The following is a 14917-nucleotide window of genomic DNA, read 5'->3' as shown; positions in this document are numbered from 1 at the left end:
TCTCTCACCTCAGTTCTCATAATGAACCCGTTTTTTACCTATTCTGAACTGAATAAAGGTCAACAGAAGTATGATCAAAAAGAGCATATAGGCTGCCGCGCTTGCTACCCCCATCCTTTGCTCGTCGTAGAACTTCTGGAAAACATAATATACTAGTGTTAACCCGCTCTTGTTCACTGGTCCAGGTAGTCCCTGGTAGAGAATGAAGATTTGGGAGAAGATCTTGAAAGAACCGATCATGGTGATTATCATGATGAAGAAAGTGGTTGGTGAAAGCAACGGCCACGTAATGTACTTGAACTTCTGCCAAGCGTTAGCTCCATCAACATTGGCAGCTTCATAATACGAGCGATCAATATTCTGTAATCCCGCAAGGAAAATGACCGTAGTATATCCCAGATGTTGCCAGACAGAGACGATAGCAATTGTCGGGATCGTCCAATGTTCTTCTTTTAACCAGGCTATTTTGTTTATTTCAAACCAGGACAAAAAGTAGTTCAGCAAACCAAACTGATCATTAAACATCCATTGCCACACAAGAGAAACAGCAACGACAGAAGTGACGAATGGAATGAAATAAGCCGTTCTGAAAAGGTTCTTGAACTTGATGTTCCTGTTTAGCAAGAGGGCAATAACCAAAGCAAGACCAATCTGAGTGGGGACTGAAAGGATTACGTAATAAACAGTATTGTAAATGGCTTTAAGGAAATCTGAACTTTCCTTGGCAAGCCTGAAGTAACTGATCAGTTCATCACCCGGATGCGTTAACCAAAATGCAAGGGCTATGTACGTTAAGATGGATAACACAAGCGTTGTCCAACTTCTCAAACGCATCATAGTGATATGGTTATCACTTTTAAATTTTTTGAGAACAAAAAGAAAGTAACCTATGAATGCCACGGAAAGTGTTAACCACGCAATGGAGAGCCCGGGTTTTACTGATTTCGTTATATAAAATAATATAAAAAGAACTATCAACGAGCTGTACGGCAGAAGAAATTTCTTGTCCGGCTTGGAGTATTTTGTTAAGCTGGAGGAGATGAAATAAACTAGCCTGACAAAAAGCATCGCACCAAACAGGTAAACCACTGTGTTCAACAGGGCATAGAAAAGATTCAGATCGATTGGATACGACATTCTGAATAACTCTTTGTAGTTCTCCAGTCCGATGAAATACTTTTCAGCGCTGGTGTAATCCCATTTGAAGAAACTTAATACCAGGGAAAAGCCTATCGGCCAGAAAACGAAAATCCCAAGTATAACAATAGAGGGCAACAGAAATAAATAAGCTTGCAGGGTTTCCCGCCAATATCTCCTGGAGTACTTGGTGTATGCCACATTAAACCCTCCCGGAAAGCAGATATATCAGGTTCATTTAAGCCACTTCAGTGTTTTTAACAGACGAACGTTTTCTTCCACATCATGAACCCTTAAAATATCGACTCCTTTGAGATAACAAAAAGCTGTGACCGCAAGAGTTCCTTCGAGACGTCCCTCAGGTGGGAGATCGAGAATCTTTCCAATGAAACTCTTCCGTGAATGCCCGATCAAAACCGGAAAACCTGAGGCTTTGAATATATCAACACTTTTAAGGAGCTCGATGTTGTCTTCAAAGCGTTTGCCGAAACCTATCCCCGGGTCTAGCACGATACTTAGAGGATCCAGACCCTTCCCTATTGCGGTCCTCACCCTATCTAACAGAAAAGAATTTACCTCGTCCACAACATTTTCATAATATGGAGAGTCCTGCATCGTCTTTGGAGAACCTTTCATGTGCATGATCACGACCGCTGAACCGTATTGAGAAGCCAGCTCAAGCATCCGATTGTCCCTAAGACCCGTGATATCATTTATTATATCAGCTCCGGCCTCCAGTGAAGCTTCAGCCGTTTCTACATGGTAGGTATCGACAGAAATGAAAAGTTCTGGTTCCTTTCTCTTGAGTTCAACAATAACCGGTACTACTCTGGCAATCTCTTCTTCGACCGGAACAGGGTCAGCTCCGGGTCTTGAGGACTCACCACCAATATCGACTATATCCGCCCCTGCAGCATACATTTTAAGGGCTCGATCAATGGCTTCATCAACCTTCGAGGCACGACTACCAGCGAAAAAAGAATCGGGCGTTACATTAACTATCCCCATTACAGCAACTTCTCTTTCAAGTACTCTTCCTCTAGCAAGAAGCTTCATAATATCACCTTGTTACTTCTTGAGCGAATCCACAAAAGCCCTGAACAACGGGTGGGGCTTTCCTACTTTGGATTTCAGCTCGGGATGGTATTGAACACCTATGAAGAATGGATGTTCACGCAACTCAACTGCCTCAACAAAATCGGCCTTTGCCGATATCACGAGCTTGCGATTCGTAACCTCTTCATCTGGAAGTGCAAAAAGTTCCTTGAAAGCATCGTAATTAACTTCATATCTGTGTCTATGTCTTTCGGAAATCATTTCTTGTCCATATATATTATACAGTCTAGTATTTTTAAACACGGGCGTTTCTTGTGCTCCAAGTCTCATGGTACCGCCGAGATGGAGTATCTTTTTCTGTGCTTCCATGAGATCTATCACCGGGTACGGTGTTTCCGGATCGAATTCAGTTGAATTAGCCCCTTTGAACCCTGCGACGTTTCTGGCGAACTCTATCACCATCAATTGCATTCCCAAACAAATGCCAATTATGGGAACGTTGTGCTCCCTGGCATACTTAATTGCCCGTATTTTACCCTCTATTCCTCGCTTGCCAAATCCTCCGGGTATTATGATGCCATCGTAGGTCGAAATCATGTAGCCAAGCTCTTCATCGGTCATCTCCTCCAGGGTTTGAGCATCCAGAACCTCGGGCTTTTCTGCACCGCACAAAACAATGCTTTCAATGAGGCTTTTGTATGCATCGTCCGTGCCAAGGTATTTTCCAACTATACCTATCTTCAAAGGGCTGAAACTTCTTGGGAAATCCCAGTGAAATTCACCAGAAATGGAGAGGTTGAGAGCTTTAGCGATTTTTTCGTGAATACCGAGAGTATAGAGTCTATAAGGTACTTCGTACACGTTGTTCATATCGGGTAAGTTGAATACCATGTCCTGTGGAACACCACCGAAAAGAGCCACCTTTTTCAGATCGTTGTTCGTAACGGGGGATTCGGAGCGAACCGCGATCATATCCGGATGAATACCTATTCGTCTGAGAAGCTGTATCGACTGTTGAGAGGGTTTTGTTTTGAATTCGTTTGTCGCTTTAAGGTAAGGTACGTAAGTCACATGGACAAAGAAAAAGTTTTCCCTGCCCAATTCAAACGCTAGTTCTCTAACGGCTTCGAGAAAAATCTCGCCTTCAATATCCCCTACGGTTCCCCCTATTTCGATCATTACCACCTGTCCTTCAACAGAAAGGATCCTATCTTTGATTTCCCCGGTGACATGTGGGACCATCTGGACGGTGCCTCCGAGATAGCGTCCTTCCCTTTCTTTGTCAATGACAGCCTTATATATCTGACCTGCTGTCATGTTGTTGGTACGTCTTACGTCGATACCAAGGAACCTTTCGTAGTGGCCCAGGTCAAGGTCAGCTTCATAACCGTCTTCAGTAACAAAGACCTCCCCGTGTTGATTAGGGTTCATCGTACCGGCATCTACATTCAGGTAGGGATCTATCTTCAATGCATTTATCTGTATCCCACTCTCCTTAAGAACCCTTGCTATAGAAGCGGAAATGATCCCTTTACCGATACCACTCAATACGCCACCGGTGACCACAACATACTTTCTACTCATCTACATCCCTCTCTATTCCAAGGATTTTCTTTACCCGCTGTATATCTTCAGCATGTTCTGCATTCCCTCCAGGTGTTTCAAGAAGGAGGGGCCTTTTCAGGATTTCATCATTGGAAAGGAAAGCCGTGAAACCTTCATAACCGATGTAACCTTCTCCGATCCTTTCGTGCCTGTCTTTCGCAGCTCCAAGTGGGTACTTCGAATCATTAAGATGTATCATTTTCAGTCTCTCAAGACCCAGCCAGTGGTCTATTTCAATAAGGAGTTTTTCTACCGCATTTCGACTGCAAATGTCATAACCACTGTCAAAACCATGGCAGGTATCATATGTTATCCCAATCTGGTCGGAATAAGAAGTCCTTTCGATTATCAACTTAAGCTCTTCAAATGTACTACCGATGTTGCCCCCCTTCGGAGCGACGTTTTCTAAGAGGAGAATTATCTCTGAATTTTCAACAGTCGAAAGAACTTCATCTATTCCACTTGCGATCCGATCAATCCCGGTATCAAGACCTGTTCCCAAATGGCTTCCGGGGTGAAAGTTCAAGTATTTTAACCCCAGCATTTCTACAATCCTTACTTCTTGTTTCAGCAATTCTATAGATTTTTCCCTGACCTCTTTTTTGGGACTTGCCAGGTTTATCAGATACCCCGAATGTACCAAAACATCCCCAGGGTTCAGGCCGGTATTAGCCATCGCTTCTTTGAGTAGCTCTACTTTCTTCTCTTCGGGTAGCTTAGCTTTCCACATTGAGGGACTGTGGGGAAATATTTGAAACGTGTTTCCACCGATTTCCAGTGTCTCAAATGGGACGCGGTGATAACCTTTTGAAGTGCTCATATGGGCACCTATCTTCACCATTTTCTGGCCTCCTATTTTTCTTCGTCTTCACCGATTTTCATGAGCGCCAGGAAAGCAGTCTGAGGTATGTTTACTTTTCCGATCTCCCGCATTCTTTTCTTTCCTTCACGTTGCTTCTCGAGAAGTTTCATCTTTCGGGTGATGTCACCACCATAACACTTAGCGAGAACGTCTTTCCTCAATGCTTTTATGTCACTTCGTGCTATTATCCTGCCACCTGCTTTAGCCTGAATTGGAATCTGAAATTGATGCTGGGGAATGAGATCCTTAAGCTTTTCGACCACCCGCCGTGCAACGGTGTATTCCTTACTCCTATGTACGATAAAAGAGAGTGCATCCACCGTTTCTCTGTTGACGAGAATGGTGACCTTCACGACATCAGATGGTCTGTAACCTATGATCTCGTAATCCATAGAGGCATAACCTCTGGAAATTGCTTTGAGTTTGTCGAAAAAGTCAAACATTATTTCAGCAAGGGGTGCATCAAATTTGAGAACTACCCTATTTTTACCGGCATTTTCAACTTCCTTGAATTCTCCTCGCTTTTCAGAAGTGATGAATCCAATGAGGCTACCCATATATTCAGATGGCGTTATTATGTTCAAAGTCACGAAAGGTTCCTGAACTTCTTCGATCTGGGAGTCGTCAGGAAACTTCGCCGGATTAGTGATATCCACTGTATCACCGTTTCTCAATTTCACCTTGTAGACAACATTGGGAGCAGTCAGGATACAGGCTATTTCAAATTCGCGTTCCAGCCTTTCTCTCACGACCTCCATATGAAGCAATCCGAGAAACCCCACTCTGAACCCAAACCCGAGAGCAGGAGAGTTTTCCGGTTTGAAGGAGAGAGCAGCATCGTTTAACTTCAACTTTTCTATTGCTTTTCGTAATTCTTCATAATATTCGGGCAAACCCGGGAACAGACCTGCGTAAACCATAGGCTTTATTTCTTTGAACCCAGGCAACGGGGTGGTCACGGGATTTGCTGCGGAGGTTATCGTGTCACCGACTTTAGCACTGTCCACGTCTTTTATTCCCGCAATTATGTATCCAACCTCACCCGCACTCAGGGTATCCGTTGGAACAAGTTCAGGGGTGAAAATACCCACCTCGGTAACTTCAAATTCCTCCCCTGTACTAAACATCTTGATTTTGTCCCCCACAGTGACTTCCCCATCCACTATTCTGGCATGTATGACGACACCCCGATACTTATCGTATTCTGCATCGAATATCAGAGCTTTTAGAGGGGCGTTTATATCGCCTGATGGCGCTGGAATGTTATGTACTATAGCTTCGAGAATTTCTGGAATTCCCTGACCTGTTTTTCCACTCGCGTAGATGCAGTCGTCCGCTGTGAAACCAATCAGGTCTTCCAGTTCCGCGACGGTTTCCTCGATATTGGCATTGGGTAAGTCCACTTTATTGACCACAGGGATTATTTCCAGATCGTTTTCGAGGGCAAGATAAGTATTCGCAAAGGTCTGCGCTTCCACACCCTGACTTGCATCGACAAGAAGGATAGCCCCTTCGCAGGCAGCCAGACTACGTGATACTTCGTAAGAAAAATCGACATGTCCCGGTGTATCTATGATGTTTATCTCGTATTCGAGCCCATCACTGGCCTTGTACAATACCTTCACAGGGGTAGCCTTTATGGTTATACCGCGTTCACGCTCTATATCCATTGTGTCTAGATACTGTTCTTTCATCTTGCGCTTTTCAATAGTGCCGGTACATTCTAAAATCCTGTCCACCAGTGTTGTTTTCCCATGATCTATGTGCGCAATTATAGAAATGTTTCTGATCAAGTCTCTCTTATGCATTCCGTCTCCTCCTGCTAAAACTTCCTTATACAATAGATTTTATCAGATTTGTTGTGAGATGGCTGCGACTTCTTCGAGACAGTGGAGTTAACACGAATGGGTGACACAAAAAAACAGGGGAGTAAGCTCCCCTGTTAATTTTGGTTGGGGTCACTTCTCCCCTATGATTTCTTTCACAAAATTTGGAAGAGCGAACGAGGCCCTGTGAACCTCCGGGTTATAGTATTTTAATTCTCCTTCAAAGGGTTTTGCTCTTTCGGGATCGTAGTCATCGACCGGGTGATACTTCTTCGATGCATACGTGTAGCTCCACATTCCCGAAGGATAGGTTGTCATGAAACCCATATAGAGCTTGGTAATAGGGAAGACAGAAGATATTCTATTGTATGCGATAGCTACCCAGCCTTTATCGTAAAAGGGATCTTCAGTCTCTGCTGAAAAAACCCCGTCTTCTCTAAGGGCTTTGTAGCAATTCTGATAGAACTCTTTAGTGAACAGGTGACCGCCTTCACCGGCGGTGGGATCGGTAGAATCGATTATTATCGCATCGAAATAATCATTGAACTGCTTAATGTATTCCGCACCGTTTTCATTTACGATCTTGGCTCGTGGATCATCGAATTTCACCGATGTGGGAAGGTACTTCCTCGCGGCATCGATCACGTAAGGGTCGATTTCACACAATATAGCTTCCTCAACGCTGGGATGCCTTAAAACTTCTCTCAGACTTCCGCCGTCGCCTCCACCTATTATGAGGACTTTTTTAGGATCAGGGTGCATGAAAAGGGGAACGTGTACAAGCATTTCATGGTACATGAATTCGTCAACTTCTGTCATCATAGTGATCCCATCCAACGAGAAAACCATCCCAAAATCCGGGTGCTCAAAGATATCAATTCTCTGATATGGACTCTGGTAAGAATGAAGCAATCTCTTCATCTTCATGAAGATTCCCGCGTTACCGCCTGTATAGTATTCCATGTACATCAGGTGATTCATTGTCCGCAATTCTCTTTCAGGTATATCTGCCATATTATCTCCTCCTCATTGTTCTACCTTGTGGGGGGCATTGTCGGGAATTCCAACCTCTGAATAGATGCCTCTCAGATGTTCGGCAACATCGGTTCTATCTGCCTCCAACTTTATTCTCAAATATTCAAAAGCTTTCCAGGGATTGACCTCGTCTCCGCAGGTAAACAGGTCGACAGCAGCATAACCATACTCAGGCCATGTATGAATGGTAAGGTGGGATTCAGCGATAACAACGACTCCGCTTATACCATGGGGAAGAAACCTGTGGAAAGAAGAATCAACGATAGTAGCTCCGGCCACCTCAGCAGCCTCTCGCATGGAATTTACAACGCGGTCAAGGTCATCGAGTGCTTCAAAAGAGCACCCATAAAATTCCGCCACCAGGTGACGGCCCAGAGCCCTGACTTTTTTCACTTCTACTTCCCTCCATATATCAAAAATTATGACCCCCCCATTCAGGGCAAGGTCATTTTATTCTCATATGTTGCGTTATGCATTATAATTTTTTTTGAACCAAAAAGTCAAACACTGATTGTAAAAACCTCGTTAACAGGTGTAACGTCCCTATGGTAAAATCTTGGGCGAAAACTTCAGCTTACAGGAGGCCTCGTAAATGTTTTTTAGACAGGATATGGGAATAGACCTTGGAACCGCGAATACACTTGTTTTCCTTCGAGGGAGCGGAGTGGCAGTAAATGAGCCTTCGGTCGTTGCTATCGACTCTGAGTCCCAGCAAATATTGCAGGTTGGTTTGGAAGCAAAGAAAATGGTCGGAAAGACTCCGGCAAACATCATTGCAATAAGACCATTAAAAGATGGCGTAATAGCAGATTATGACATCGCCCTGGCTATGGTTAAATACTTCATAGAGAGGGCTTCCACAAGATTCACCCTCTTAAAACCGCGTGTTGTTATCGGTGTCCCTTCAGGAGCAACTGAAGTTGAAAGAAAAGCGCTAACCGATGCCGGACTCGAGGCTGGGGCGAAAAAGGTGTTTCTCATTGAAGAACCGATGGCAAGCGCTATTGGAGCTGGACTTGATGTTGAGGAACCGAATGGGAACATGATCGTGGATATCGGTGGTGGGACCACGGAAATAGCCGTCATTTCCCTTGGAAGCATTGTCTTGAGCAACTCGATAAGGGTCGCGGGGGATGAACTTGACGAATCGATTGTTCAGTACATAAAGGAAAAATACCGCCTTGTAATAGGTGAGAAGACTGCTGAAAGGGTGAAAATAGAAATAGGAAATGTGATCGAATCGGATGAACATGATTCTCTGGAGACAGAAGTAATAGGCCTTGACCTGAACTCCGGGCTTCCGAGAAAGGTAAAAGTAACAGGAGCGGAAATCAGAGAGGCGATCAGGGAACCCGTTGGCAAAATTATAGAAGCGGTAAAAGTTGCTGTCGAAAATACCCCTCCAGAACTCGTTTCTGATATCGTTCACCACGGAATAACGGTGGCTGGTGGTGGTTCTCTCTTGAAGGGCATGAAGACACTGCTGGAAAATGAAACAGGTATCACAGTCAATATCGCTGAGGACCCTCTGACCTGTGTTGCTCGAGGGGCTGGAAGTGTCCTTGAAAAGGTATCTATCCTGGAAAGACTTTCCAGGGGGAGCTAAATTTGAAAAAACTTGAAACCCTTATAGCCCTGTCCTTTGGGGTGATCCTTGTCTTTTTTCTGTTCGAAAGTGCAGGCATTAATGAGCGAATCAGGTCAAATCTTTTTGAACTCTCAAAGCCATCTTTTGAATTGCGCAGGGGAATAGTAAACATTTATTCGAAGGTAATCGAAAAGACACCTACGACTTTTCCTGAAATAACAATCAAGAGCCCCAGCGGAATCGAGGTTCATTCTCCGTTGATTGTAGGATTTTATAACCACACTTTTGGAAATTATGTAATTCTTGATTCCCCTGCAACAGCCTTGGAAAGAAGTCCTGTAATATCTGTCCAGAGCAAAAGACTTTCGGGTATTGTTGTCAAAAGTGATCGGAATCATGTTATCGTTGAACCACTGAGAAATCTCTCCTCTCAACTTCCGGCGGTGGCTTTTCATGAGACACACAGCATTGAAGGGTTTCTTCAGTCTAAAGGAAAAAATCTCTATTTTCGAACCTTTGATCCTGAAGAGCTGTTTCCGGGTGATAAAGTATTTATTTCCTCTGAGATGGAAGGATTTGGTTATTTTTACTCACTCGAAGCGACATACATCGGTGATGTCCTCTCTGCTATGCCAGAGGGATATCTCCTGAATTTTGAAGAAATGAAACCCGGATACTATATTTTCCTGGAGGATGATGAATGAAACTATTTTACATAGTATTTCCGTTGCTGATTTATTATGACCTCGGTTTTTATGACATCTTACCCTTATTTCCCGTATACATACCGCTGATACTATCTTCGGAGGGAGATTGGCTAACTGTAGGAATCTCTCTGGCAGGAGCTTTCGTGCTTTCTGTCAATCTTGGTAGCTATGTTTTCCTCTTATTCCTTATAATTTCAATATTGATAAGCCATTACCTCTTTCGCTCGCATTTGAAACAGAGTTTTTCATCATTTATCTCCAGTCTGTTATTCGCCACGATTGCCAGCATTTATATGAAGATCTGGTATTTAGCGCTGATACCGGTATTTATCGTATTCATTATCTTCAGGAGGAAAAAACTTGAACTTCAGAAGAAGTGATCTACTGATATTTATCTTCTTCATAGCGATGACCATATTTGTTTTCAGACTGGTAGAACTCCAGCTGATCGAACATAGAAAGTATCAAGAAGAAGTAGAAAAAATCACAACGAGAACTCTGAAATTACCAGCTGAACGCGGGAAAATACTCGATAGGAACGGAGAGCCTTTAGCGTGGGATTCGCGATATCATGTAATACACAAGAAGGTGGCTCATTTCTCTGATACCGCAAGAAACGAATTGCTGGACGTTTTTTCTGAAGAAACGGACCCTGAAAAAACGTTGAAAAGACTCGAAGTATCTGGAGAGATAATACTTCACCTAACCCCGGATAAATTCTACAAAGCCAAAAACATTACGGAAATAACCATAACAGACGAATCTGTTAGAAGATATAGTGAAAACATGGGAGTATCTCATGTGGTTGGTTATATAAACACCGAAGGAATACCGCAAAGAGGAGTAGAAAAACAGTACGACTATCTCCTATCAGGTAAACCTGGTGAAAAAGTGTTACTTGTGGATAGTCTTGGTAGAGAGATCCTCACAAAGAGTAAACTTCCTCCCAAAAAAGGTGTTGACATTCAGATCACGATAGATGCTTCTTTGAGTTCGGAAATATACGCTATTTTCAAAGAAATCGGCCAACCTGGTGCTGCTGTGGTAATGTCAAACAATGGTGAGATTCTTGCGCTGGTATCATATCCATCTTACAACCCAAATCTATTCTCTCATGGTATTTCAGAAAAAGATTGGCAGCGACTCAAATTGGATCCCCAAGCACCTCTGTTAAATAGAGCTATCAGCCCGTATTCTCCTGGATCCGTTATCAAGCCTTTCATATCGATGGTAGCTCTCAAAGCAGGTATATCTCCCGATGCCACTTTGAGTTGTAATGGAAGCTACCAGTTCAAAGACTCAGAAGGGCGTACTCTCTCTGTATTCAGGGACTGGTATCTGTACGGACACGGAATCGTGGATCTGAAAAAAGCTATCACTGTCTCCTGTAACGTGTATTTTTACCAGCTAGGACTTCAGCTGCATATCGATACTCTTTCTAAATTTGCTCACCGCTGGAGAATCTTTGAGCGAACAGGCATAGATCTTCCCGAAGAGACGGCCGGTATATTTCCAGATCCTGCGTGGAAACTAAAAAACTACGGCGAGCAATGGTACCCCGGCGACACAATTCTCAGTTCTATAGGACAGGGATACGTACTCGCTACGCCCCTTGAAATTGCCAGAATGACGGCAATTATTGCTAATCGCGGAAAAGATGTGATCCCACACCTCCTACCAGGGCTCTCTCAAACTTCAACCGTCGTCGAATTGCCTGCTGAAAACTGGGATATATTAATTGATGCCATGAGGAAAGTCATATCAAAAAAGGGAAAATCTCCAGCTGACGAAGGTACAGCTTACCACGCCTTTGCAGGTTTCAAGTATGAAGTTGCAGGGAAAACCGGAACCGCAGAAACAAGTAGTACACCGCATTCATGGTTCACGGGTTTTTCACCTGTTAATGATCCCAAGGTTATAGTCACGGTCTTCGTAGAAAATGGAGGCTATGGTTCCACAGTTGCCGCTCCCATAGCACGTAAAATACTGGAATTTTACTACAAAGAGAATCTTTCAGAATGATTTTAACTTACAAGTACCACACTTTCTTTTTGTTCCTGAATATAAGTGATAAGATTTCTCTAGTAATTTCTTATATTTGTTCAGCACTAGAAGTGGACATATAAGAAGAACCATGTGCTTGCTGCTTGGTTTAATCCTTCTGCGTTCTCCGCTTGGTGGCTACGAACATTCGAACAAAGGAGTTCACATCTCCAAACACTACAATAGTTTCATTCATCTTGAACAGATAGCCTGTTCTTTGCATGTGTCCCCGCAGAGCGTTCGTTAGATGAAATGTCGAATCGTGTATAATGAAAGGCGGATATTATTGAAGGAGATGGTGCTGTGAAAATACGGGACTCAAAGTTCCTGTTGGGGGTAAAGCCATTACTCAAAAAGTTGATTAACGAACTTTCAAGGGAGTTCGACTATGTATCGGTTCTGGGCACGGACGTATCCGGCAAGAGCTACACAGTGCGCACCACCGGTGCTTCTATCTCGGATTCAAGCTGGACGGAGAGGGGCTTTGTGGTTAGGATTTACAACAGGGGGATCTATTCAGAGTATTCTTTCAACGAGCTTTTTGAGGACAATTTTCAACAAGTGCTGGATTGCATAAAGAGTGAAACCGGTAAAAGTCTAAGAAATGTCAAGAACAGAGGTTTTCACACAGGTACCTACCCGTGCATTGTAGAAGAAAAAATCACAAAGAGCTTCAACGGCGAAGTGGAAAAGACCCTAGAAGACTCTTCCCCTTCCAAGATAATCGACAATCTTACAGCCATTAAGGATAAGGCGCACGGATACAACGATTTGCTCGTCAATTTTATGGCTGTTTATGAAGGTGTCGTGGTCTCAAAGCTCTTCCTTTCATCGCAGAAAGAACTCATGCAGTCATATATGTGGTCTCAAGGTTATTTGTACGCCATTGTTCGCAGAGAGGGAAAAGATCGTTATGGATACAAGGGTTATTCTGGACTGAAAGGGCTCGAACTCATAGATGAGATGGGCAAAGATGTCCAGAACGTGGTCGACAAAGCAGTGATGCTTCTCGATGCCACACCTGTTGAGCCTGGAGTATATGATGTGATATGTTCACCGGAGGTTGCCGGGCTCATCGCCCACGAAGCCTTCGGCCATGGCGTAGAAATGGACATGTTCGTCAAGAACAGGGCAAAGGCAGTGGAATACCTCAACAAACCAGTAGCTTCAGAGCTCGTGGAAATGCACGATGGTGCTTTGGCAACCGAGGAGGTCTCGTCATACCTCTTCGATGACGAGGGAACACTGGGAACGGACACAACGATTATCAAAAACGGGTATATCAGACCTGCTTTCTGCACTTAAGCTCGGAACCACCCCCACGGGAAACGGAAAAAGAGAATCATTTGAAAGGAAGGCCTACGCAAGGATGACAAACACCTTCTTCGCACCTGGGAAAGATTCACTGGAAGATATGATAGCTTCAATAGAGTACGGTTATCTGCTAGAAGATTATTACAGCGGTATGGAAGACCCTAAAAACTGGGGAATACAATGTATCGTTGCCTATGGAAGGGAAATAAAAGATGGCAAACTCACAGGTAAAATCGTTTCTCCAGTAGTCATGACTGGCTATGTACCGGACCTTTTGAAATCCATCACCATGGTCTCTAATCACTTAGAGCTCTCCGGAACAGGTGCCTGTGGTAAGGGGCACAAGGAATGGGTCAAGGTTTCCTCAGGGGGACCGTACATAAAGGCAAAAGCGAGGTTGGGGTGATGTTGAAGAAAATCAGAGACGTTCTCGAAAATACGAGCGATGTGACGGACTGGAAAATCGTGGAAACCATCAAAGAAGGACACGAATTGTATTTCATAAAGAAGGAACTGGATATGAACCGGGCAAAGAGGGTTCGGTATTACGAAGTTACAGTGTATCGAGATTTCGAGTTAAAGGGAAAAAAATTTAAGGGATCGGCCAGTACCACTATTCACCCAACCATGTCGAGAGAGGAAATAAAGAGACGGATCGAAGAGAGCATATTCGCGGCAGGCTTTGTCAGGAACAGACCTTATCCCATCGCCGAACCTTCAAACCCCAGCGGAGAAATATCGTCCAAGCTTCAAAAGGGAGATATATCGGACTGGATAGTGGAAATAGCTTCAGAAGTTTTTTCACCAGATAAAATGGAAAGTGCTTTCCTGAACTCCACGGAAATCTATCTTACGAAAGTTCAGACACATATTCTGAACTCCAGAGGTGTGGACGCGTATTTTGACGCTGTAAGGACCTTCATAGAACTCATTGTTGCAGCCCAGGGAAAAGAGGAAGTAGAACTGTATCATCAATTGAGATTTTCCGACTACGAGCCTGGTTCAATTTCGGAGCGGATAGCTGAATTTCTTGAAGAAACCTCTGAAAGAGCCAGGGCAAAGCCTACTCCAGCTTTGAAATCCTCCACCGTGTTGCAGGTTTCTGAACCTGTTGAAGAATTTCTGTACTATTACGTGATAAATTCAAATGCGAAGGCTGTATACGAAAAGATCTCGTCCTTTAAAGCTGGTAAAAGTGTTCAGGGGAATTTCACAGGTGACGGACTCACCATTACATTAGATCCTTTTATGACCGGCTCGTATTATTCTGCCCCTTACGACCACGATGGTCACGCATTGAAGAAGGAAGAGATCATCAAAGACGGCATGCTGTTGAAGTACTGGGGCGATGTGCGTTATTCCCATTATCTGGGCGTGGAACCTACTGGAAATATTCATAATTTCTCGGTGCAACTCGGTAGTCATTCACTTGAGGAACTCCGGGATGAGCCCCATCTGGAAATCACATCTTTTTCCGCTTTTAACGTGGACAGTATTACCGGAGACTTCGGTGGTGAGATTCGATTGGGTTGGTATTTCGACGGCAAAGTGAAGCACCCGATCACCGGCGGTTCCATAAGTGGCAACATAAATGAGATCCAGAAGGAACTGTACCTTTCCAAAGAAACACAGAAAACAAAAAGATATGAGGGACCGAAAGCGGTGAAACTGAAGGGCGTAACTGTCGCTGGAATCGAATAATTACATCTTTGAAGAAGATGGAAAACGATAAAAATTTGTCTGA

The 14917-nt window shown here is 43.8% G+C and carries 12 protein-coding genes and 1 pseudogene; 6 read left to right on the top strand and 7 right to left on the bottom strand.

Annotated elements, in window-relative coordinates; all coding sequences use genetic code 11:
• Positions 1 to 9: 9 nt before the first annotated feature.
• The 7 genes from IX53_RS09785 to speD form a co-directional block, all read right to left on the bottom strand.
• Positions 10 to 1338 (bottom strand): carbohydrate ABC transporter permease, encoded by a 1329-nt coding sequence (locus IX53_RS09785; protein ID WP_047755205.1) that lies wholly within the window; start codon positions 1336 to 1338, stop codon positions 10 to 12.
• Between the two features lie 33 nt (positions 1339 to 1371).
• A complete protein-coding gene (gene folP, locus IX53_RS09780) occupies positions 1372 to 2193 on the bottom strand; it encodes a dihydropteroate synthase (protein WP_047755204.1) in 822 nt (273 codons plus the stop codon).
• A gap of 12 nt (positions 2194 to 2205) precedes the next feature.
• The gene (locus tag IX53_RS09775; RefSeq protein WP_047755203.1) at positions 2206 to 3777 is read right to left on the bottom strand and encodes a CTP synthase; all 1572 of its coding nucleotides are present in this window, start codon (positions 3775 to 3777) and stop codon (positions 2206 to 2208) included.
• A complete protein-coding gene (locus IX53_RS09770) occupies positions 3770 to 4639 on the bottom strand; it encodes a deoxyribonuclease IV (RefSeq protein WP_047755202.1) in 870 nt (289 codons plus the stop codon). Before IX53_RS09770 ends, IX53_RS09775 begins: the two co-directional genes overlap by 8 nt.
• Before the next feature lie 11 nt (positions 4640 to 4650).
• Positions 4651 to 6468, bottom strand: a complete 1818-nt coding sequence (gene lepA / locus IX53_RS09765) for a translation elongation factor 4 (protein WP_047755201.1) — start codon at positions 6466 to 6468, stop codon at positions 4651 to 4653.
• Between the two features lie 150 nt (positions 6469 to 6618).
• Positions 6619 to 7500, bottom strand: coding sequence for a polyamine aminopropyltransferase (gene speE, locus IX53_RS09760; protein WP_047755200.1), 882 nt, complete (start codon positions 7498 to 7500; stop codon positions 6619 to 6621).
• 12 nt (positions 7501 to 7512) lie between these two features.
• Positions 7513 to 7914, bottom strand: coding sequence for an adenosylmethionine decarboxylase (speD, locus tag IX53_RS09755; RefSeq protein ID WP_047755199.1), 402 nt, complete (start codon positions 7912 to 7914; stop codon positions 7513 to 7515).
• A gap of 199 nt (positions 7915 to 8113) precedes the next feature.
• On the opposite strand from speD, the gene mreB reads away from it, so the two are divergent.
• The 6 genes and pseudogenes from mreB (at position 8114) to IX53_RS09725 (ending at position 14874) form a co-directional block, all read left to right on the top strand.
• Positions 8114 to 9127, top strand: a complete 1014-nt coding sequence (gene mreB / locus IX53_RS09750) for a rod shape-determining protein (RefSeq protein ID WP_047755198.1) — start codon at positions 8114 to 8116, stop codon at positions 9125 to 9127.
• A 2-nt stretch (positions 9128 to 9129) separates the two neighbouring features.
• Positions 9130 to 9813: a hypothetical protein gene (locus IX53_RS09745; protein WP_047755197.1), complete on the top strand. Its 684-nt coding sequence runs from the start codon at positions 9130 to 9132 to the stop codon at positions 9811 to 9813.
• Entirely contained in the window at positions 9810 to 10196 is a 387-nt protein-coding gene (locus IX53_RS09740; protein ID WP_047755196.1) for a hypothetical protein, read from the top strand. Before IX53_RS09745 ends, IX53_RS09740 begins: the two co-directional genes overlap by 4 nt.
• Positions 10177 to 11838, top strand: coding sequence for a penicillin-binding protein 2 (gene mrdA, locus IX53_RS09735; protein WP_053001292.1), 1662 nt, complete (start codon positions 10177 to 10179; stop codon positions 11836 to 11838). The genes IX53_RS09740 and mrdA overlap by 20 nt, the downstream gene beginning before the upstream one ends.
• A gap of 324 nt (positions 11839 to 12162) precedes the next feature.
• A pseudogene (locus tag IX53_RS11130) lies at positions 12163 to 13579 on the top strand (TldD/PmbA family protein).
• Positions 13579 to 14874 carry a metallopeptidase TldD-related protein gene (locus IX53_RS09725; protein ID WP_047755195.1) on the top strand — a complete coding sequence of 432 codons (1296 nt, stop codon included), beginning with the start codon at positions 13579 to 13581 and terminating at the stop codon, positions 14872 to 14874. The pseudogene IX53_RS11130 and the gene IX53_RS09725 overlap by 1 nt, the downstream one beginning before the upstream one ends.
• Positions 14875 to 14917: the final 43 nt, after the last annotated feature.

It is taken from the genome of Kosmotoga pacifica, assembly GCF_001027025.1.
GTDB lineage: Bacteria > Thermotogota > Thermotogae > Petrotogales > Kosmotogaceae > Kosmotoga_B > Kosmotoga_B pacifica.
This window is presented reverse-complemented; position numbering and strand designations above follow the sequence as displayed.

Bases quoted from the DNA above. Each gene is read 5' to 3' on its own strand.
- folP (WP_047755204.1), bottom strand. From the start codon at position 2,193: ATGAAGCTTCTTGCTAGAGGAAGAGTACTTGAAAGAGAAGTTGCTGTA.
- IX53_RS09775 (WP_047755203.1), bottom strand. From the start codon at position 3,777: ATGAGTAGAAAGTATGTTGTGGTCACCGGTGGCGTATTGAGTGGTATC.
- IX53_RS09770 (WP_047755202.1), bottom strand. From the start codon at position 4,639: ATGGTGAAGATAGGTGCCCATATGAGCACTTCAAAAGGTTATCACCGC.
- lepA (WP_047755201.1), bottom strand. From the start codon at position 6,468: ATGCATAAGAGAGACTTGATCAGAAACATTTCTATAATTGCGCACATA.
- speE (WP_047755200.1), bottom strand. From the start codon at position 7,500: ATGGCAGATATACCTGAAAGAGAATTGCGGACAATGAATCACCTGATG.
- mreB (WP_047755198.1), top strand. From the start codon at position 8,114: ATGTTTTTTAGACAGGATATGGGAATAGACCTTGGAACCGCGAATACA.
- IX53_RS09740 (WP_047755196.1), top strand. From the start codon at position 9,810: ATGAAACTATTTTACATAGTATTTCCGTTGCTGATTTATTATGACCTC.
- IX53_RS09725 (WP_047755195.1), top strand. From the start codon at position 13,579: ATGTTGAAGAAAATCAGAGACGTTCTCGAAAATACGAGCGATGTGACG.